Source organism: Jannaschia seohaensis, assembly GCF_900116765.1.
Lineage (GTDB): Bacteria > Pseudomonadota > Alphaproteobacteria > Rhodobacterales > Rhodobacteraceae > Jannaschia > Jannaschia seohaensis.
Genome location: NZ_UETC01000002.1, coordinates 164430 through 183331 on the forward strand (window position 1 = coordinate 164430; position 18902 = coordinate 183331).

Genomic DNA, 18902 nt, shown 5'->3' on the forward strand with positions numbered 1-18902 from the left:
TCATGTTCTTGGAATTGATCGCAACGATCTTCGCGGGCATCGCCTGCGCGGGCCTCGCCCTGCTGCTGAACCTGGTCCTGGGGAAGCGGCTGCCCAAATGGATCACGCCGGTCGCGGCGGGGGCAGGCATGATCGCCATGACCGTCTCGAACGAATACACTTGGTTCGACCGCACCGCCGAGCGCCTGCCCGAAGGCGTTACCATCGCAATGACCGTCGACGAGCAGGGCTGGATGCGCCCCTGGACGCAGATCTGGCCCTATACCAAGCGCTTCGTCGCCGTGGACACGGCCACGACCCGGCGCAACCCGGCCCTGCCCGAGCAGCGGATGGCGGATCTCTACTTCTTCGGGCGGTGGTCGCCGGTGAACCAGGCGCCGATGCTGTTCGATTGCGGCGCGCGGCGCTCGGCGCTGCTGATCGACGGGGCGGAATTCGCCGCCGATGGCAGCGTCGCCGACGCCGATTGGCGGGCCGTGCCCGAGGGCGACCCGATCCTGTCCCTGGTCTGCGAGACCTGAGATGCTGGCCCGCCTGCCCCTGCGCCTGCGGATCTTCCTGTTCTTCGGCTTCCTCGCCTTGGGCGGGGCGGCACTGGCGGCGGGGGCGCTCTGGTTGGGCTGGTCGCGCTCCGAGGGCGCGGCGGGGCCCTTCGTGACGGCGTTCCTGGTCTTCGCCTTCCTGAACACGGGGCTCGCGCTCGCCGTGTTCCTGCTCTTCGACGAACATGTGGCCAAGCCGATCGACCGTCTCTCCGCCGATCTGAGGCTCCGGGCGCATTCCGGCGTGGACGCCGCGCTGTCCACCGATGCCGCGCGCTGGCTGGGCGACCTCGCCCCTGCCGCCGACGCGCTCTCGCGCTCGCTGGGCGACAGCGTGATGGAGACGGCGGACAAGGTCGCCCGGGAAACGGAGCGACTGCGCACGGAAGCCGCGCGGCTCACGGCCCTGCTGACCGAGATTCCGATCGCGACGATCCTGCTCAATCCCCGGGGGGAGATCGTGCTTTATGACGGGCAAGCGGCGGATGTGCTGTCACAGATCGCCCCCCCGCGGCTGAAGGCGCCCCTAACCGACTATTTCGAGCGCGACGCGCTGGACACGGCCATCGCCGCCCTGCCCGAGGCGGGGGGAGAAATCCCGCTCACGCTGCGCGCCCTGCCCGACGGCAGCACGCATCAGGCGCGCCTCAAGCCCTTGGCGGGCGGCGGGCATATGGTGCTGATCGACGCGCAGGGCGCGCCGATCGCGCCGCGCCCGCTGGTCTTCGACTTCGACCTCATGGAGGCCACACCCTCCCGCGAGACCCAGGACACGCCCCTGCGCGACCTTTGCTACATTCCCTTCGACACCGAGACGACGGGCCTCTCGGTGGAGAGCGACGCGATCATTCAGATCGGCGCCGTCCGGGTGCTGGGCGGCCGCATCGTCGAGGGCGAGGTGCTCGATACCTATGTCGATCCCGGGCGCCCGATTCCTGCCCTCTCCACCCGGATTCACGGCATCCGCGATGCCGATGTCACCGGCGCCCCGAAGATCGAGACGGCGGGGCGGGCGCTGCACCATTTCGCCCGCGATGCTGTGCTCGTGGCCCATAACGCGCCCTTCGATATCGGGCTGCTCCGGCGCGATGCCGACCGGATGGGGGTCGCGTGGTCGCATCCGGTGCTCGACACCGTGCTGCTTTCGGCGGTGGTGTTCGGGACGACGGCGGAGCATTCGCTGGACGCGCTTTGCGCCCGGCTCGATGTGACGATCCCGGCGGAGTTGCGCCATACCGCGCTGGGCGACGCCCGCGCCACGGGGCAGGCGCTGGTCCGGCTTCTGCCGCTGCTGGAGGGCAAGGGGATCGAGACCTTCGGCCAGCTGATCGCGGAGACGCGCAAGCATGGCCGGCTGTTGAACGATCTCAACGTCTGAGGGGGGCGAGCCGCCCCCCGAGGGTCGGTTGGATCAGGCCGCCCGACGCCGCCGGCGCAGGCCGAGCGCCCCGAGGAAGATCACACCTCCACTCAGGAACGCGATGCCCCCCGGCAGCGGGACCGCCGCCGCCTCACCATAGATGAACTGCGCCCCCGCGATGTCGTCGGCCTGAAGTGCCGACAGCGCGGGGTTGTAGTACGGGTTCATCACCGCGACTTCGCAGGGCGTCGCGGTCCCATCGTTGCCGCATTCGTGGCCGAGCCCGATGCTATGCCCGATCTCATGCAGCGCCACAAAAAAGATGTCGAATGAGGTCGTCGTGCCACCGAGGCTCCACGTCTCATCCAGATCGAAGAAGATATCGCCCCGAAGGCTGTCGAACGGGTCGAAACTCCGGTCCGGGTTGAACGCATAGGCGAGCACGCCGCCCGGTCCGTCGATCGAGTAGCCGCTGATGCGAATATCCCCGAAATTGCCGTTGAGCGCGCCGTTCGGACTGCCATCGTCCGACACCTGTTGGAAAGAGATGTCGGCCACCGCCTCCCACGCCCCGAAGGCGTTTGTGATCGCCGTTTCGAATCCGCTCGGCATCGCGTCGGCCAGGGCGGTCGTTGTCCCGCTGCCGCAGTCGCCGAACTGCTGCATGATCGTGCAGTTCGTTCCGGTCGGCACGAGGCTCCAGGTCACGACGCCGCCGGGCGTTCCGTAGGTCGTCCCGCCCCACTTTATGGCGTCGCCATTCGTGTCGGTCCCGTAGGTCACGAAGGGGTCGGTCCGCCCAGCGCGCGGCGTGTGCAGCTTGTCCTCGACCTGTTCGACATAGGCCTGGTCGGTTCCCGGCGCAAAAATCGCGCCCGCCTGTCCAGCGCCTCCGGTTGCGATAAATGCGCAGGCCGCCGCGCCGAGAATACGTCTGTTCATGTTCGAATGCCCGTCTTCACTGCCCCCCATCAGGAGGACATTTTCTTTACCGTTACGTCAAACGATTTCTTCCCCTATGACGTCGAGCGCGAACCGGGATAGCGCGTCAAATGAGCCCAGGCCGTGCCTGTCGGATGCTTGGAGCGCCGAGCCTGACGCTTGCTCGCCGGGAGGCACCGCCGGAGATCGGACCGCCCCCTCGATCATTCCCTCGTGGCTCTCGGGGGCGGTGTCCGGCACCACCGCCGCGCAGCCCGTGGACGCGCCCTGCGCGCGAAGAGGTCCGCGTCTTTCGCCGGTTCGCCGCCGCCGATATGGCTGAGCCCCCATCGTAAAACGCGCGTCGCAATAGGCGTCGCTGCCTTGAAGATGTGTGGCTCGATCTGGAGCCCGCCGAAATCGCCTAGGAACAGATCTTCATCGGCCGACGCCGGCGCCGTCGAGATGGAGGGGCGCCTCGGCGGGAGGGTCCTGGATCGTCCAGGTGGAGCCCGTATAGACGATCACGGTATCGAAGCCCGAGCCGATGACGTTGATGGCGAGCGGACGGAAATCCTGCAGGGTCTGGGCGCTGTCCAATTCCTCTCCAGTCGACGAGACGACCGATTGCTGCCCGCCGGTGTAGCGATAGCTCTCCCCGGCCCGCAGGGCATCCGGCCCCGCCAGCGCCACCTGGAACTCCCGGAAGCGGGCGATCTCGACATCGCTGGCATCCGCGTTGATGGTGATCGTTACAGGCTCGCCGATGAAGACCTGCAAGTCGTCGCTGACGATCTGCTCCTGCTGGATGATGTGGCCCAGGTCGAAGGACAGGCCCGCGTCGGGATTGTTGCCCTCGATGGTCGGCGCGGCGTGCCCAGGGCCTTGGCCACGGCGCTGTCCCTAGGAATCTTGCCCAGCGCACCCGTCAGCAGCAGGTCGATATCGCCGGTCAACTCCAGAAAGGCCAGTTCGGAGAAGCCCTCGTCGGTGACGAAGGTCGCGCCGTGGTTGCGCCCTTCCGTCCTCGTCACGCCGCAGGTCGGCACCGCGCGTCACCGTTGCCTGCTCGAAGAGGATATTGTCGTAATGCGTGCGCATGGCGATGTCGGCGCCCATCGAGAAGTTGGGCGGCGTGCCGAGCGACACGCTGACGATGACGCCGAAGGCAAGGCTGACATCGAGCGTGGCCCGCAGCGCGCCCAAGGCGAAGAGGTCGATATCCGCGATGGTGGTCGCCTCGTCGATGCGCAGCACGAAATCGTCGAGGCTGTAGGTGGAAACCGCCTCGCCCGAGATGCCCTCACCCAGAAGAGACCCTGTGCTGGTGTTGTACGAATCAATGGAGTGACTGGTGATAATCGGCATGACGGATCCCCGGCTGCCGCCACCCGGGCTCCCCGGACCATCCGGCACTCATGATCATTGCAGCGACAAGGGAGCGACACCCTGACGCCAGGGAGGCCAAAGCATCTTAGCCGCCTCCTATTCGGGCAGCGATGGGGGCCTCGCACGCGATCGAGACGATTTCGGCCCCGGATCGGACCGATTGCGCAGGGGCGGCCCGCCCGGCGGCGCCCAGAATCCCGGCGGGCTGGCCCCACAGACGAGGAAGGCGGACATGCCCGCTCGTGCCCGGGCGCTCAAGCCTACCGGCCGGGCGTCGCGCCGCGCTGACGGTCCCGGTAGAACGCGGCCCCAAAATCGACGCCAGGCTTGCCCTCCGCGCCTTGCGCGCTCACCTACCTCCCCACCGGCCGGCCCAGGAGCCGGCCGCCCCAGGCGTCAGAGGAAGGAACCCGAACCATGCGCGTGAACGCCGATTTCAACGACCGCGTCCTCGTCCGCTTCGATGAGACCGACTGGGTCGCGTCGCCGGTCCCGGGCGTGGAGCGCAAGATGCTCGACCGGATCGGAGAGGAGGTCGCCCGCGCCACCTCCATCGTCCGTTTCGCGCCCGGCAGCGCCTTCTCGCCCCACACCCATGACGGGGGCGAGGAATATCTGGTGCTGGACGGCACGTTCCAGGACGAGGATGGCGACTTTCCGGCGGGCTCCTATGTCCGCAACCCGCCCACCTCTTCGCACAGGCCCGCCGCCCGGGACGGCGCGACGATCCTCGTGAAGCTCCACCAGTTCGCGTTGTTCGACCGGACCCAGGTCCAGATCGACAGCGGGACGGCGGAGTGGCAGGCGGTCGTGACGGGCGTCGATGCCCTGCCCCTGCATGCGGATGCGCGCGAGACCGTCATCATGGAGCGCTGGAGCCCCGGCACGGCCAGGACCTTGGACGCCTCGCGCGGCCTGGAGATCTTCGTGATCGACGGCGCCCTGACGGAGAACGGCGACACCCTGGGCAAATGGGACTGGCTCCGCCTGCCCGTGGGGTCGCAATTCCAGGCGGAGGCAGGCCCGGAGGGCGCCCGGGTCTGGATCAAGACCGGTCATCTCCGCCACGTCACCGCGCGCGCGGCGTGACCGGGGGAGGTCGAGATCGCCATCGTCGGCGCGGGGCTGTCGGGCCTCGCCCTGGCAGTTGCCTTGCGGGCCGAAGGGCGCGACGTCCGCGTTCTGGAGGCACGGGATCGGCCGGGCGGCCGGGTCCTGTCGCAGCATGGCTACGATCTCGGACCGGCCTGGATCTGGCCGCACAACCATCGTCTGCTCACGCTCGCGCGGCGGCTCGGGCTGCGGACGTTCCCGCAATACAGCGCGGGGCGGCTGGTCTTCGAGGATGGTCGCGCTCTTCTCGCGCAGTTCCTCGATGGTGCGGTTTCCAAGCTCGACGGCCGATTTTAGTTCCTGCAGGTCAGACATGGGTAACCTCCTTAGCCAGCAAGTTCGGTTCGGCGGCGCAGAAGCTCCGCTAGCTCGGAGAGGTCCATCTCGTCAGCGTCCTGCTTGACGTTCAGCGCCTCCATGCCGCCTCGCTTCCCCGAGCAAACTTCGATCGTGGATCTCGCCAAGCGCTGGATGCGCTGCCGTCGGTGCGGAGCGACAGGGGAGCACGTACTATCCTGGCATATCCAGCGGGCCTTCCCGCCCGTTCGGGAAGTCTAGCGAACTCCGGGGGGCCAGGCATGATGAACGGCCACCTAAACCTTCTCGCTCGGGCCGTGACCCTTGCCCTCGCCACCTTACGCGCCCTGGCCGATCGCGTGATCGACGACGACAGCCTGCACGGTGATCCGGTAAACCAGCGCCTGCCCCTGCGCGACGGCGCCCCCTTCGACGCGCGCGACACTTGGCGCTCCGGCTGTCCGGCGGAGGCGGCCCTGGGCGAGATGGCGACGGCCGCGCTTCGGATGCTGATGGCCGAGGGCGCCACCGTCCACGTCCTGCCCGGAACTTGCGGCTTCGACCGCGGCTGCGCCTGGGTCGAGCTGTCGGATAGAACCGACGCGGGCGAGCTGCTGCTCGCGCTGGGCCTGACCCAGCCCGAGCAGAACGCAGACTGGTGCGGGCGCTGAGGATGGCCAGGAATACCTCCGTAACGCAGTCTCAGATCGCTCGCGCCATCCGCGCGGCGCGGCGAGAAGGGTGTGCGGCGGTCGAGGTGCTAGGCGCGATCCGCATCTACCTGGACGAAGCGCCGATCGCAGCGTTACCGTCACAGCCCGAGGGGGACGAAGCGGAGTGCCACGAGATTTTCGGAACCAGAACGGAATGACGCGCCCGCCGAACGTGAAGATCGTGCGAAAGCCGAACGGGCGCGAGTTCCTCTATTACCAGGCCAAGGGTCTGCCGCTCATTGTGCTCCCGAACCTGCCCTACGACGACCCGACATTCCTCACCGCCTATGCCGACGCGCGCGAGACCACCCGCGCCGACGCGCCGCCAAAGACGACCGGCCTGGCGCATGGATCGGTCGCCGCCTGGATCGTCCGAGCCTGCGCAGGCAAGCGACTGGACGGATAATCTGCCGGATACCGGGCGATGCTGCGCCGCGAACTCGACACCGTGAGAGAGACAAGGGGCACCGCGACGCTTCGTGCCGTGCGCCCGCGCCACGTCAGAGCCGACGTAATTGGTGCCGGGAACCCCGGAAGCCGCCTCAAGGCTTGGCGCTACCTCTGCGCTTTCGCCATCGCCTCGGGCGGGATCGACGAGGATCCGGCTATTGCCGTCCGCCTACCGCGCGACCCAGGCCGCCAGAAGGCAACGATCGGGCACAAGCGCTGGCCGCGCGAGGCGATCGAAGCCTACCGGGCACGCCACCGCATCGGAACCGTGAAGCGCGCCGCGATGGCGCTGCTGCTCTGGACCGGGGGGCGGATCGGAGACGCGGTGGAGATGGGCCGCCAGCACGTGCCCCGGGACGGCGTGCTGGACTACAGCCAGTCGAAGACAGGCGGCCCGGGCTACGTGCCCTGGACCTCTCCGCTCCCGAACTGGGCGCTGGCCTGGGAGGCAGATCGGGATGCGATGCACCAAGCGCTATCCGCCCTTGGCACCGGTCGCCTGACCTTCCTGGAGACGCAGACCGGCCGGGTCCGCTCGTCAAAGGCGCTCGGCAACCTGATTCGGGAAGCGTGCGACGAAGCGGGCTGGGCCGACCTGACCGGCCACGGCGCCCGGAAGACGCGCGCATGCGACCTGATCGACAGCGGCGCGACTCCCCACCAGGCCGCCGCCTGGACTGGTCACGAAGACCTAAAGACGCTGATCCACTACGCCCGACAAGCTGATCGGCGCGGGTTGGTCATGGGACGAGAACGGGAACAGAACGTTGGAAACCGGGAACGATCTGACGGTGGAAACGGAAGCTAAGCCTCTAGCACAAAACAACTTGTTTGAGAGGGTGGCGCGCTGGGGAGGATTCGAACCCCCGACCCCTTGATTCGTAGTCAAGTACTCTATCCAACTGAGCTACCAGCGCACTACGAGGCGGCAGATAGCCGTCCCGCTCTGGGGGCGCAAGGGGGTCCGGAGGGAATTCCTCGTGACGCCGCAAGAGCCGGACGGTTTCCGCGCGGGCGCGGCAGGAAATTCGTCGCCCGAGGGAACCGGCCCGTCGGCGTGCAGTTGGAATAAGGCGAGCCCGGCCCAGCGATACCGTCCGCATCTTTAGACCGCGATCTCGCGCGGGAGCTCGATCAAGAAGACCGTTCCCTCCTCGCCCGTCCGCTCCAGCGTCAGCGTTCCGCCATGGCCCTGCACAAGCTCGCGGGCGATGGCGAGGCCAAGCCCCGTGCCGCCCTTGCGTACATTGCCCTGGAAGGCCTGGAACAGGTTTTCCTGCGCGCGCGGCGGCAGGCCGGGGCCGTTATCGGACACACGGATGCGCCAGGCTTCCGGCGTTTCCTCGGCGGAGATCACGATCTCGCCCGGCGCGTCGGTCGCCTGAATCGCCTGCCGCGCGTTTCGGATCAGATTGCCGATGACGCGGTGCAGTTGCTCCGGGTCCCCCCGGAACGCCAGGCCCGTCGGCGCCGTATGCCGCACGACGATGGGCGCATCGCCGATCGAGATCCGCGCATCCTCGCAAAGCTCGGCGAGAAACGGACCCGCTTCGATCATTTGCAGCGCGGGCGGGGCCTCTTCGGCGCGGCCGAAGGCCAGCGTGCCCTCGGTCAGCGTCACCGCGCGGGTCAACGAGGCGACGATGCGGGGAGCGACGCGCTTGACGGTCGGGTCGTCGACACGCTCGAGCCGGTCGCCGAGCAGCGTCGCGGTGGTGAGGATGTTGCGCAGGTCGTGGCTGATCTTGGCGACGGCGGAGCCCAGCTGCGCCAGCCGCTCCTTCTGACGCAGGTTCGCCGTCAGCTGCGTCTCCAGCGCCTGGAGCGTCGTTTCCGCCTCCCGCAGCTCCCGGATGCGGGAGCCGGGCTCGATGATGCGGCGGCCGTCCTCGGGGGAGGCGGCGTAGCGGTTCATCTGCCGCACGAGCGACCGGATCGGGATGACCATGAGCCGCCGCACGGCCAGGAAGAGAAACACGGCGGTGATCGCCGAGATCACCAGGCTCAGCCAGAGAATATTGAGCCCGTAGGTGAGCAGCGCGTTGCGCAGATCCGTGGTGTCGATCGCGGCCTCGATCTGCATGCCGCCGCCCTGGGCGGGTTCAGCAATCACGCGGATAACCTCCGCCTCGGGAGTGACGAAGCGCACCAGCGCATCGCGGATCAGCTCGGCCGTGCGCGGGTCGCGCAGGTCCACCGTCTTGGCCACCGGCCCCGGGAGATCGGAGGACAGCACCAGTTGCCGCATCTCGTCCCGGCGCAGCACGACATTCAGCACGCCGGCATTGGCCAAGAGCTCCGCCTCGACCGCTTCGTCGATCATCTCGCTCGAGCCGAGCAGGGCGAGCGCCGCGATCTGCGCCCGCTCCATTCGGTTGGTGAGATAATCCACGCGGTAGCGCGCGATGGAGGGCACGAATATCAGCACCTCCGCCAGCATGACGAAGATGACCGTCAGGATCAGAAAGCGCCCGGAGAGCGTGGTCAGCATGGCGTCGGGTCGATGTTATCCACGGTCGTGTTATGGCCGAGGGCGGCCCTGGGCGATAGGGGGGCCGGACCGCAAGCGGTCCGGTGGCCGGATCGGATCAGGGCAGATATTTCTGTACCAACCCGACCACTTTCTTGACCATATCGCTCTGGAACAGGCGTGGCACGTAATACTGCCCGGCCGCGCGCTTGGAGATCTCGCCCAGGGTCGGATAAGGCGCGACCATCGCCGCAACGGCGCCGATCTTGAGCTTGTTGGCCAGCACCAGCGCCCAGAGCCCGATCAACTCTCCGGCCTTCTCGCCCGCGATGGAGGCGCCGACCGGGCGGCCCTTGACCACCATCACTTTGATGAGGCCGTCGGTCTTGCCCTCGGCGATGGCACGGTCGTTCTCGTGATAGGGGAAGCGTAGCACCTCGACGGCGTGCTTTCCGTGCCGCTCGACCGCCTGCGCCTCGGTGAGGCCCACCTGAGCCAGTTCCGGGTCGGTATAGGTCGCCCAGGGAATGTGATCGGTCCGCGCCTTGGCGGGCAGGCCGAACAGGATCGGCCGGATCACGGTCGCGCCGTGATAGCCCGCGACATGGGTGAACTGGAATCCGCCCGCGACGTCGCCGATGGCGTAGACGCGCCGGTTGGTCGTGCGCAGATCGGCGCCGACGGTGATCGCCCGGTCATGCTTGATGCCTGCCGCGTCCAGGTTCAGCCGCTCGATATTGGCCTTGCGCCCCACCGCCATCAGCAACGTGTCGCCGGTGAAGTCGCCCTTGGGCGTGTGGACGGTGATCGTGCCTTTCTTGCCCGAGACGCGGCTGACCTGCGCCTCCTCGACGATCTCGACGCCCTCCTTGCGGAGCCTCTTCAAGACCACCTCGGCCATCTCCGGATCGTCCTTGCCCAGGGCCTTGGCTCCTTCGATCACTGTGACCCGGCTGCCCAGCCGGACATGCGCCTGCGCCATCTCCATGCCGATGGGACCGCCGCCGACCACGATCAGGTGGTCGGGCTTCTCCATCAGGTCGAAGAGCGTCTCGTTGGTCTCGAACGGAACCTCGTCCAGGCCCGGAATCGGGGGGACGAAGGGCGACGACCCCGTGGCGATCACGACGCGGCGGGCCTTGATGCGGTAACGACCCGCCTCGACCGTCTCCTTGTCGACGAAGCGTCCATATTCGCGGATGACGCGCACGCCCAGACCTTCGAACCGCTCCTGGCTGTCGACCGGGGCAATGGTCTCGATGACGCGATGAACGTGGCGCTTGGCCTCGGCATAGCTGACCTTGGGCAGGACCGGCGTGACGCCCAGCGTCTCGCCCGTCCGCATCGCCTGGGCCTGCTTGCCCGCCGCGATCAGCGCCTTGGAGGGCACGCAGCCGAAGTTCAGACAGTCGCCACCCATCTTGTGCCCCTCCAGCAGGGTCACGTCCGCGCCCATCTGGCTGGCGCCCGCGGCAAAGCTCAGCCCGCCGGACCCCGCGCCGATCACCAGTACATCGGTCTTGATCTCTTGCATCACGGGCTCCTGCGGCCGAAGGGTTTCGTTGGGTGTGTGAGCCGTATCCTTCATCGCTCAGACCCTCCGAAAGCGCTTGATGACGATGGGCAGCAGCGCCAAAGCGGCGAGCCCGACAATCGGCCCCAGGATATGCGGCTCGAAGATGATGCCCAGATCCGGGGTCTCGCCGCGGGCAAAGACCTCGCCCAGGCCGGCGCCGACCCAGGTATAGACCAGACCGCCCGGCAGGATGCCGAAGAAGGTGGTCAGGAAGAACTTCCGCAGACTCACGCCGACAAAGGCCGGGATCAGATTCGCGACGAAGAAGGGCACGGCAGGCACCAGGCGCATGATCAGCAGATAGGAGGTCTCATCCTCGCGAATGCCGTCCTTGATCCGCTTCACCGCCCCGCCCGAGGCGTCCATCTTGGCGGCAAGCCGGTCGCCCAGCCCGTGTTTCGCGGCCAGGAAGATCACCGTCGCCCCGACCGTGGCGGCGCCCGCGTTGAAGAGCACGCCGGGAAAGAGTCCGAAGAGGAAGCCGCCCGTCAGCGTCGCGATGGCCGCGCCGGGCAGCGAGAAGGCGACGATGAGGATATAGCAGCCGACGAAGGTCAGCGCCGTCGCCACGTAATTCGCGTCGCGGAAGGCGATCAGCGCCTCGCGGTTGTCGGCCAGGGTCTGGAACGACAGGTAATCGCGCAGAAGAAAGGCGCCAGCGGCGGCGACCGTCAGGATCGCGGCGAGGGGGAGGTAGCGGGCGACGCCGCCTTTGGGGCTCTCTTGCATCGTCTGATCAGCCATCTGTGTCGGGTCCATGTCTAGGGGTCTCGGGCGGGGCAGCGCCGGATCCCTGCCTGTCTGCCGAGTCGCGGGCGGTCGCGATACCCGGCCTCACGGCCCTGTGTCGGGCCGTGTGGGCGGGGCCCGGCCAGGGGACGAAATGTTTCAACTCGCCGCTTCGGACCCGCCCCGGACCGCCTGCCGCTGACACATTCTCAAGCGCCGGGAGCCCCCATCCCGCTCCCAGAGGCCCGCGCCGGGGCCCATCCGATGGAAGACCGGCCTCCGGCCTCCTTGGACGCCACGCCGATGTTGACACCCTCGCCCTGCCCTCCTATTGCGCGGCTTCCAAGTCATTCCGCCGTCGATTCACACCGGATCCGGCTACGCACCCGGAGAGCAGGCCATGAAGCGCACGTTCCAACCCTCGAACCTCGTCCGCAAGCGGCGCCACGGTTTCCGTGCGCGCATGGCCACGAAGGCCGGCCGCAAGATCCTGAACGCCCGTCGCGCCCGCGGCCGGAAGTCGCTCTCGGCCTGATCGCCCCCATGGGACCGCAAGACGCGACGCCGGAGGCCCCGCCCCCGGCGTCTCTTCGCGTTCTCAAGGTCCGGCCCCAATTCCTGGCTTTGGCCCGCGCGCGCCGGGTTCCGGCGGGGTCTTTCCTGCTTCAGGCCCGCGACCGGGGCGACGACGATCCCGCCATCGGCGTCGGCTTCACCTGTTCCAAGAAGGTCGGCAACGCAGTGGCCCGCAACCGCGCCAAGCGCCGCCTCCGGGAAGCCGCTCGCGCCGTCCTGCCCGAGGCAGGGCACCCGGGCTGGGACTACGCGCTGATCGGCCGGGCGGAGGCCACCGCGGCCCGCCCCTTCCCGCTTCTGCTCGACGACTTACGCCGCGCTCTGGCCAAGGTGCATCGGTGACCCCCTTGGCCCGTTTCCTGTCCTTTCCGGTCCACGCCTACCGCGCGGTCTTCTCTCCGCATGTGGGGCATAACTGCCGCTACCACCCGACCTGCTCCGCCTACGCGCTCGAAGCCTTGGAAAGGCATGGCGGGCTGAAAGGCGGCTGGCTCGCGCTCCGCCGCATCCTGCGCTGCAATCCCTTCGGCGGCTCCGGCATCGACAACGTGCCCGACTGAGCCCCGTTCCTCCCCATCACGGGTTCGAAAATACTCCAGAGAGCGCGAGAGACAGCGTCTCTCGTCGGGCCGCGCGGGGCTCGATGCCCCGCCCGGCCCGCCCCCCTCGCGCGACAGATCGAAGAAAACGCTTGGTGGATCGCAAGATGTGGCGTAAGCACGCGCCACCACGCGCTCGAACCAAGGGAGGGGCAGCATGACAACCGCATATCGCCGCTCCCTCCGACGCGCTTGGCTCATGTCCGGCCTCCGCGGCTGACAATTCGTCGCCTTCGGGCGACCCCCTCGCCGGCAGACTGATCCGCCCCGCCGCATAAGCGGCCGGCCCCAGCCCGTCCGGTTCTTCCAAACTGCCACCAGAGGCCCCGAGTCCCTCGGGGAATGACCCATGACCGCACTCCCTTTGCGTCCGGATACGTCCCGGACCGCCATCGAGATCGCCATCGACGCCCACGGTCCCGGCCGCGTCCTGCTCGCCGCACTCGCCGCCCTGCTGCGGCCGCGCGCCCGGCCGCCCGACACCGCCGCCCTGCCTTCGCATCTGAGGCGCGATATCGGCTTGCCCCCGCACGAGCCGGGCCTTCCCTCTCAGCGGGTCGATGCCGCCTTGGCCATCCGCGGCCCCTTCGCGGGCCTGCGCTGACATGCCCCGCGCGTCCGGCCTCTGGCCGGGCGCCTCCGAACCGGCTAGAGGGGCGCCATGCTCGACGATGGCGACGACATTCACCCGCTCTTCCGCGGTGCCCCCCGCACCACGGAGTTCCGCAAGCTGCGCAAGCGCCTCGTCCGCGAGACCCGCGAGGCGATCGACCGCTATGCGATGATCGACCGCGACGGCCCGCGCGCCAAGTGGCTCGTCTGCCTCTCGGGCGGCAAGGACAGCTACACGCTGCTCGCCGTCCTGACCGAGCTGCAATGGCGCGGCCTGCTGCCCGTCGATGTCCTGGCCTGCAACCTCGACCAGGGGCAGCCGGGCTTCCCGGCGACGGTCCTGCCAGAGTTCCTGGAGCGGATGGGCGTCCCCCACCGGATCGAGTATCGCGACACCTATTCCGTCGTGGTCGACAAGGTGCCCGCCGGGCGCACCTATTGCGCGCTCTGCTCGCGCCTGCGCCGGGCGAACCTCTACCGCATCGCCCGCGAGGAAGGCTGCTCGGCCGTCGTGCTGGGCCATCACCGCGACGATCTGCTGGAGACGTTCTTCCTGAACCTCTTCCACGGCGGAAAAATCGCGACCATGCCGCCGAAACTGCGGAACGACGAGGGCGATCTGCTGGTCCTGCGCCCCCTCGCTCATGTCGCCGAAGCCGATTGCGAGCGCTTCGCCCGGGCCATGGACTACCCGATCATCCCCTGCGACCTCTGCGGCAGCCAGGACGGGCTGCAACGTCAGGCGATCAAGGCGATGCTCGACGGCTGGGAGGCAAAGGTCCCCGGTCGCCGGGCCAAGATGTTCTCCGCGCTCTGCCAGGTCCGGCCCTCGCATATGCCCGACCCGGCGCTCTGGGATTTCGCGGGTCTCTGGCCGGAGGGCGACATGCCGGACGACATCCCCCGCCTTCGCTAAACCTTCTGTCAGGGATTTGGCGCTATCCCGGGGCAATACCGCCTCGTGAGACGCCGATGACCCGACTGTCCGACATCCCCCATTTCGACAGCCCGCTCGGCCATCGCCTGCGTGCCCTGCGGGATCGGGTCGACTGGATGATGCTGTTCCCCGTCGCGGCAGCCTTTGCCTGGTTTCTTGGGGAGGCTGCGGTGGCCGTGGTGCTGGCCGTGATCCTCCCGGCCTTCCTGGCGCTGCAAGGCCGCCCCGCGGGCGCCACCGCGCGGGGCGCGCCGCGCGCGGGCGCCGCGATCGCCCCCGATGCGCTGCGCCGCCAGGTGGACGATATCCTGACGGACTGCGCGGCGCTGAACCGGACCACCGCTGTCCTGCGCCTGCATCTCTCGCCGAAGGGCAATGAGGACTGGGACGAAGAAACCCGCGCCAAGGTCACGGCGCGCCTCGCGCTCCGGGTCATGGCGGCGATGCGCGGGCAGGATCAGGTGCTCCGCACGGGCGCCACCGATCTCGTCCTGCTGCTCTGCCCGACCCGGCGCGCCGACCTCCAGGTGCTGATGAACATCGTCGACCGCGTGCAGATGGCCGTGGCCGAGCCGATCTCGCTCGACGGGGCGACGCTGTCCGCGCAATCCGCGATCGGCGTCTGTTCGGAGACGATGGCAACCAGCCGAACCGGTCATGCCTTGCTTCGCGGCGCGGAGACCGCGCTGACCGTCGCCCGGCGAGAGCGGGAGGACAGTGTCCGCTTCTTCAACGCGGACCTCCGCGCGGAGGCCGAGATCGACGCCCAACTCACGCGCGAGATCGATGCCGCGCTCGAAGGCGGGCAGATCGGGGCGTGGTTTCAGCCTCAGATCGACGCCGCGACCGGCGAGATCGCCGGCTTCGAGGCGCTTGCTCGCTGGACTCACCCGGAACTCGGCGTTTTGGAACCCGACCGCTTCCTCAGCGCGGCACAGGCCTCTGGACGTATGTCAGACCTTGGGGAAGCGGTGCTCGCGGCGGCGCTCGACGCCTTGGCGAGTTGGGACGCGGCCGGACTGACGGTGCCGGGGATCTGCGTCAATCTCTCCATGGAAGAACTGGCGGACCCTCGACTGGCGGAGCGGATGGTCTGGCAGGTCGATCAACGGGACGTGAGGCCGACGCGGATCGCGTTCGAGCTCCCCTCCTCGGTGACGGAGCTGGCCGAGGACGCCGTGGTCCAAGCGAATATCGAGGAGTTGCGCCATGTCGGCTTCCGCCTCGACCTCGACGATTTCGGGACGGGCCCCGCGACGGTCAGCCATGTCTCGCGTTTCGGCGTCCACCGCATCGTCCTGGACCGCAGCTTGGTGGCCGGCATCGACGTCGATCCGGCCCGTCGCCGCGTCGTCGCGGCCATCCTGGCCATGGCCGAGGTCCTGGGCCTCGTGACCCTAGCCGAGGGTGTCGAGACAGACGACTTGCAGGCGCTGCTCAAGCGGATGGGCTGCGTCCACCTCCAGGGCTTTGCGGTCGCGCGGGCGATGCCTCTGGTCGATACGCTGACCTGGCTGCGCGGCCGTGTCGCCGCCCGTGGCGCCGCAATGGCCCGCCAGAGCCGCGTGCGCGCCCGAACGGAGGATGCACCCGAACCGACCGCACCCCGGGCCGCGCAGAAGCGCTGGCTTCAATAGGGCGACCGACGAGCGACAAGCGAAAGGGCGGCTCGGCCCGGAGACCCTCGAAGAGCGCGCCGCCGAAGGGGATCTCTTCGTCTCCGCGCCCCGCCGCGTCCCAATCCGTCCCCGCGGCCCTTTTCACAAGCGGCTTCCCCTTGGACAAGAAAAGCCCCCGCCGGATCGCTCCGACGGGGACTCTCGATTTCCATCCGCCCCGCGACCGCGGGACTCGGATCACCAGTCTTCGCGGACGACCGTGCGGGTCTTCACCGGAAGCTTCATCGCGGCGAGGCGCAGCGCCTCGCGGGCGATCGGCTCGGACACGCCGTCGATCTCGAACATGATCCGGCCGGGCTTCACCTTGCAGGCCCAGTAATCGACCGAACCCTTACCTTTACCCATCCGGACTTCGACCGGCTTCGACGTCACGGGCACGTCGGGGAAGATGCGGATCCAGACACGGCCCTGACGCTTCATGTGACGCGTCATAGCCCGGCGGGCGGCTTCGATCTGGCGGGCAGTGACCCGCTCGGGCTGGGTCGCCTTGAGGCCATAGGTGCCGAAGTTCAGGTCGGACCCGCCCTTCGCCTCACCCTTGATGGCGCCCTTGAACTGCTTGCGGAACTTGGTCCGTTTCGGTTGCAACATGACTGCTACTCCTTACCGGCGCGGGCCGCGGGGACCGCGGTCGTCACGGCGGCCGCCACCGGCGCCGCGGGGGGTCGGGCCGTCCTGCAGCTCCTGCGCCTTGCGATCACGAGCCGACGGGTCGTGCTCCATGATCTCGCCTTTGAAGATCCAGACCTTGATGCCGATGATGCCATAGGGCGTCTCGGCCTCGGAATGGGCGTAGTCGATATCGGCGCGCAGCGTGTGCAGCGGCACCCGGCCTTCGCGATACCACTCGGTCCGCGCGATCTCCGCGCCGCCCAGACGGCCAGCCATGTTCACGCGGATGCCGAGGGCGCCCATGCGCATGGCGTTCTGCACCGCGCGCTTCATGGCGCGGCGGAAGGACACCCGGCGCTCCAGCTGCTGGGCGATGCTCTCGCCGACCAGTTGCGCGTCCAGCTCGGGCTTGCGGACCTCGACGATGTTGAGGTGCAGCTCGCTGTCGGTCATCTTGGCGAGCTTCTTGCGAAGCACCTCGATATCCGCGCCCTTCTTGCCGATGATGACGCCGGGACGGGCCGTGTGGATCGTGACGCGGCACTTCTTGTGCGGGCGCTCGATGATGACGCGGCTGACGCCGGCCTGCTTGCAGTCCTCTTCGATGAACTCGCGCATCTTGAGGTCTTCCAGCAGGAGCGGACCGTATTCGGCGGTGTCGGCGTACCAGCGCGAGTCCCAGGTGCGGTTGACCTGGAGGCGCATGCCGATCGGATTGACCTTATTGCCCATTACGCTTGCTCCTCGACTTGACGCACGACGACGGTCAGCTCCGCGAACGGCTTGGTGATCCGACCGAAACGACCGCGCGCGCGGGGCCGGCCGCGCTTCATGGTCAGGTTCTTGCCCACGTAGGCCTCGGCGACGACCAGCTCGTCGACGTCCAGGTTGTGGTTGTTCTCGGCATTGGCGACGGCCGACTGAAGGCACTTCTTCACGTCCACGGCGATCCGCTTCTTGGAGAAGGTGAGGTCGGACAGGGCCGATTCGACCTTCTTGCCGCGGATCATGGCGGCGACGAGGTTCAGCTTCTGCGGCGAGACGCGCAGGCTCCGCACTTTCGCCATGGCCTCGTTATCGGCCACGCGGCGGGGATTTTTCTCCTTGCCCATGGCTTACTTCCTCTTGGCTTTCTTGTCGGCGGCGTGCCCGTAATAGGTGCGCGTCGGCGAGTATTCCCCGAACTTCTGGCCGATCATCTCTTCGGTGACGTTCACGGGGATATGCTTGTGCCCGTTGTAGACGCCGAAGGTGAGGCCCACGAACTGGGGCAGGATGGTGGAGCGGCGCGACCAGATCTTGATGACCTCGTTGCGGCCCGACTCACGGGATTTCTCGGCCTTCCGGAGGACATGCGCGTCCACGAAAGGGCCTTTCCATACGGAACGAGCCATGGATCAGCGGCCTTTCTTCTTGGCGTGACGCGAGCGGATGATCAGCTTCTGCGACGCCTTGTTCGTGTTGCGGGTCCGCGCGCCCTTGGTGGGCTTGCCCCACGGGGTCACGGGGTGACGGCCGCCGGAGGTGCGGCCTTCGCCGCCGCCATGCGGGTGGTCGATCGGGTTCATCACGACGCCGCGGACGCTGGGGCGGATGCCCTTGTGCCGGTTGCGCCCCGCCTTGCCGAGGTTCTGGTTCGAGTTGTCAGGGTTCGAGACCGCGCCGACGGTCGCCATGCATTCCTGGCGGACCATGCGCAGTTCGCCCGAGGAGAGCCGGATCTGAGCGTAGCCGCCGTCACGGCCGACGAACTGGGCATAGGTGCCCGCGGCGCGCGCGATCTGACCGCCCTTGCCGGGCTTCAGCTCGATGTTGTGGACGATCGTGCCGATCGGCATGCCCGAGAACGGCATCGCGTTGCCCGGCTTGATGTCCGCCTTGGCCGAGGCGACGACGCGGTCGCCGACCGACAGCCGCTGCGGGGCCAGGATGTAGGACGCTTCGCCATCGGTGTAGCGGATGAGCGCGATGAAGGCCGTGCGGTTCGGGTCGTATTCGATCCGTTCCACATTCGCCTGGACGTCCAGCTTGTTGCGCTTGAAATCGACGATCCGATAGAGGCGCTTGGCCCCGCCGCCCTTGCGGCGCATCGTGATCCGTCCGGTGTTGTTGCGGCCACCATTCTTGGTGAGACCTTCGGTCAGCGCCTTGACGGGGCGCCCCTTCCACAGCTCCGAACGGTCGATCAGAACCAGCCCACGCTGGCCCGGCGTCGTCGGCTTGTACGACTTGAGTGCCATTGTTTACCTGTCTTCCGTTGTGTGTCGGACGCCCGCCTCGCGACGATCCGCCCGGGATGTAGGGCCCCGTAGGTCCCCGGTGCGAAG

At 68.1% G+C, this 18902-nt stretch carries 24 protein-coding genes and 1 tRNA gene; 13 read left to right on the forward strand and 12 right to left on the reverse strand.

The window, feature by feature from the left end; translation table 11 throughout:
* The first annotated feature begins 2 nt into the window (after positions 1–2).
* A complete protein-coding gene (locus tag DTQ71_RS05520) occupies positions 3–521 on the forward strand; it encodes a hypothetical protein (RefSeq protein WP_109563288.1) in 519 nt (172 codons plus the stop codon).
* Between the two features lies 1 nt (position 522).
* The gene (locus tag DTQ71_RS05525) at positions 523–1920 is read left to right on the forward strand and encodes a 3'-5' exonuclease (RefSeq protein WP_109563289.1); all 1398 of its coding nucleotides are present in this window, start codon (positions 523–525) and stop codon (positions 1918–1920) included.
* Between the two features lie 33 nt (positions 1921–1953).
* Here the strand turns inward: DTQ71_RS05525 and DTQ71_RS05530 are convergent, their stop codons facing one another.
* The 3 genes from DTQ71_RS05530 to DTQ71_RS05540 form a co-directional block, all read right to left on the reverse strand.
* Positions 1954–2844: a matrixin family metalloprotease gene (locus DTQ71_RS05530; RefSeq protein ID WP_170125307.1), complete on the reverse strand. Its 891-nt coding sequence runs from the start codon at positions 2842–2844 to the stop codon at positions 1954–1956.
* A gap of 417 nt (positions 2845–3261) precedes the next feature.
* Positions 3262–3603: a hypothetical protein gene (locus tag DTQ71_RS05535; protein WP_109563291.1), complete on the reverse strand. Its 342-nt coding sequence runs from the start codon at positions 3601–3603 to the stop codon at positions 3262–3264.
* Between the two features lie 123 nt (positions 3604–3726).
* The gene (locus tag DTQ71_RS05540) at positions 3727–4191 is read right to left on the reverse strand and encodes a hypothetical protein (RefSeq protein ID WP_109563292.1); all 465 of its coding nucleotides are present in this window, start codon (positions 4189–4191) and stop codon (positions 3727–3729) included.
* Positions 4192–4629: 438 nt separating this feature from the next.
* On the opposite strand from DTQ71_RS05540, the gene DTQ71_RS05545 reads away from it, so the two are divergent.
* From DTQ71_RS05545 to DTQ71_RS05570, 5 genes are all read left to right on the forward strand, one after another.
* Positions 4630–5301: a cupin domain-containing protein gene (locus tag DTQ71_RS05545; RefSeq protein WP_109563293.1), complete on the forward strand. Its 672-nt coding sequence runs from the start codon at positions 4630–4632 to the stop codon at positions 5299–5301.
* Positions 5302–5316: 15 nt separating this feature from the next.
* Positions 5317–5622, forward strand: a complete 306-nt coding sequence (locus DTQ71_RS05550) for an FAD-dependent oxidoreductase (RefSeq protein WP_109563294.1) — start codon at positions 5317–5319, stop codon at positions 5620–5622.
* Between the two features lie 317 nt (positions 5623–5939).
* Complete coding sequence (locus DTQ71_RS05555) at positions 5940–6293, forward strand: hypothetical protein (RefSeq protein WP_146204801.1); 354 nt, start codon at positions 5940–5942, stop codon at positions 6291–6293.
* Between the two features lie 196 nt (positions 6294–6489).
* Entirely contained in the window at positions 6490–6741 is a 252-nt protein-coding gene (locus DTQ71_RS05565; RefSeq protein WP_109563297.1) for a hypothetical protein, read from the forward strand.
* 18 nt (positions 6742–6759) lie between these two features.
* Entirely contained in the window at positions 6760–7593 is an 834-nt protein-coding gene (locus tag DTQ71_RS05570; RefSeq protein ID WP_109563298.1) for a tyrosine-type recombinase/integrase, read from the forward strand.
* 32 nt (positions 7594–7625) lie between these two features.
* Here the strand turns inward: DTQ71_RS05570 and DTQ71_RS05575 are convergent.
* The 4 genes from DTQ71_RS05575 to DTQ71_RS05590 form a co-directional block, all read right to left on the reverse strand.
* Positions 7626–7702: transfer RNA gene (locus DTQ71_RS05575), tRNA-Arg, on the reverse strand.
* 188 nt (positions 7703–7890) lie between these two features.
* Positions 7891–9276, reverse strand: a complete 1386-nt coding sequence (locus DTQ71_RS05580; RefSeq protein ID WP_109563299.1) for a sensor histidine kinase — start codon at positions 9274–9276, stop codon at positions 7891–7893.
* 97 nt (positions 9277–9373) lie between these two features.
* Positions 9374–10789, reverse strand: coding sequence for a dihydrolipoyl dehydrogenase family protein (locus DTQ71_RS05585; protein ID WP_109563754.1), 1416 nt, complete (start codon positions 10787–10789; stop codon positions 9374–9376).
* 57 nt (positions 10790–10846) lie between these two features.
* Complete coding sequence (locus DTQ71_RS05590; RefSeq protein ID WP_109563755.1) at positions 10847–11575, reverse strand: TVP38/TMEM64 family protein; 729 nt, start codon at positions 11573–11575, stop codon at positions 10847–10849.
* 385 nt (positions 11576–11960) lie between these two features.
* Between DTQ71_RS05590 and rpmH the strand changes: the two genes are divergently transcribed.
* From rpmH to DTQ71_RS05620, 6 genes are all read left to right on the forward strand, one after another.
* Entirely contained in the window at positions 11961–12095 is a 135-nt protein-coding gene (gene rpmH, locus DTQ71_RS05595; protein WP_012177012.1) for a 50S ribosomal protein L34, read from the forward strand.
* Between the two features lie 8 nt (positions 12096–12103).
* Positions 12104–12478 (forward strand): ribonuclease P protein component, encoded by a 375-nt coding sequence (locus DTQ71_RS05600; protein WP_109563300.1) that lies wholly within the window; start codon positions 12104–12106, stop codon positions 12476–12478.
* Entirely contained in the window at positions 12475–12696 is a 222-nt protein-coding gene (yidD, locus tag DTQ71_RS05605; RefSeq protein WP_109563301.1) for a membrane protein insertion efficiency factor YidD, read from the forward strand. The genes DTQ71_RS05600 and yidD overlap by 4 nt, the downstream gene beginning before the upstream one ends.
* A gap of 388 nt (positions 12697–13084) precedes the next feature.
* Positions 13085–13339 carry a hypothetical protein gene (locus DTQ71_RS05610; RefSeq protein WP_109563302.1) on the forward strand — a complete coding sequence of 85 codons (255 nt, stop codon included), beginning with the start codon at positions 13085–13087 and terminating at the stop codon, positions 13337–13339.
* A 57-nt stretch (positions 13340–13396) separates the two neighbouring features.
* On the forward strand, positions 13397–14263 hold the full coding sequence (gene ttcA, locus DTQ71_RS05615; protein WP_109563303.1) for a tRNA 2-thiocytidine(32) synthetase TtcA: 867 nt from the start codon (positions 13397–13399) through the stop codon (positions 14261–14263).
* A 56-nt stretch (positions 14264–14319) separates the two neighbouring features.
* Positions 14320–15921 (forward strand): GGDEF domain-containing phosphodiesterase, encoded by a 1602-nt coding sequence (locus tag DTQ71_RS05620; protein WP_109563304.1) that lies wholly within the window; start codon positions 14320–14322, stop codon positions 15919–15921.
* A 219-nt stretch (positions 15922–16140) separates the two neighbouring features.
* Here DTQ71_RS05620 and rplP read toward each other — a convergent pair whose 3' ends face one another.
* From rplP to rplB, 5 genes are read right to left on the reverse strand one after another with little or no spacing between them, the layout of a single operon-like run.
* On the reverse strand, positions 16141–16554 hold the full coding sequence (gene rplP / locus DTQ71_RS05625; RefSeq protein ID WP_109563305.1) for a 50S ribosomal protein L16: 414 nt from the start codon (positions 16552–16554) through the stop codon (positions 16141–16143).
* Between the two features lie 12 nt (positions 16555–16566).
* Complete coding sequence (gene rpsC / locus DTQ71_RS05630; protein WP_109563306.1) at positions 16567–17307, reverse strand: 30S ribosomal protein S3; 741 nt, start codon at positions 17305–17307, stop codon at positions 16567–16569.
* A complete protein-coding gene (gene rplV / locus DTQ71_RS05635) occupies positions 17307–17687 on the reverse strand; it encodes a 50S ribosomal protein L22 (protein WP_109563307.1) in 381 nt (126 codons plus the stop codon). The genes rpsC and rplV overlap by 1 nt, the downstream gene beginning before the upstream one ends.
* A 3-nt stretch (positions 17688–17690) precedes the next feature.
* Positions 17691–17969, reverse strand: a complete 279-nt coding sequence (rpsS, locus tag DTQ71_RS05640) for a 30S ribosomal protein S19 (protein ID WP_109563308.1) — start codon at positions 17967–17969, stop codon at positions 17691–17693.
* 3 nt (positions 17970–17972) lie between these two features.
* Positions 17973–18815, reverse strand: a complete 843-nt coding sequence (gene rplB / locus DTQ71_RS05645; RefSeq protein WP_109563309.1) for a 50S ribosomal protein L2 — start codon at positions 18813–18815, stop codon at positions 17973–17975.
* Between the last annotated feature and the right edge of the window lie 87 nt (positions 18816–18902).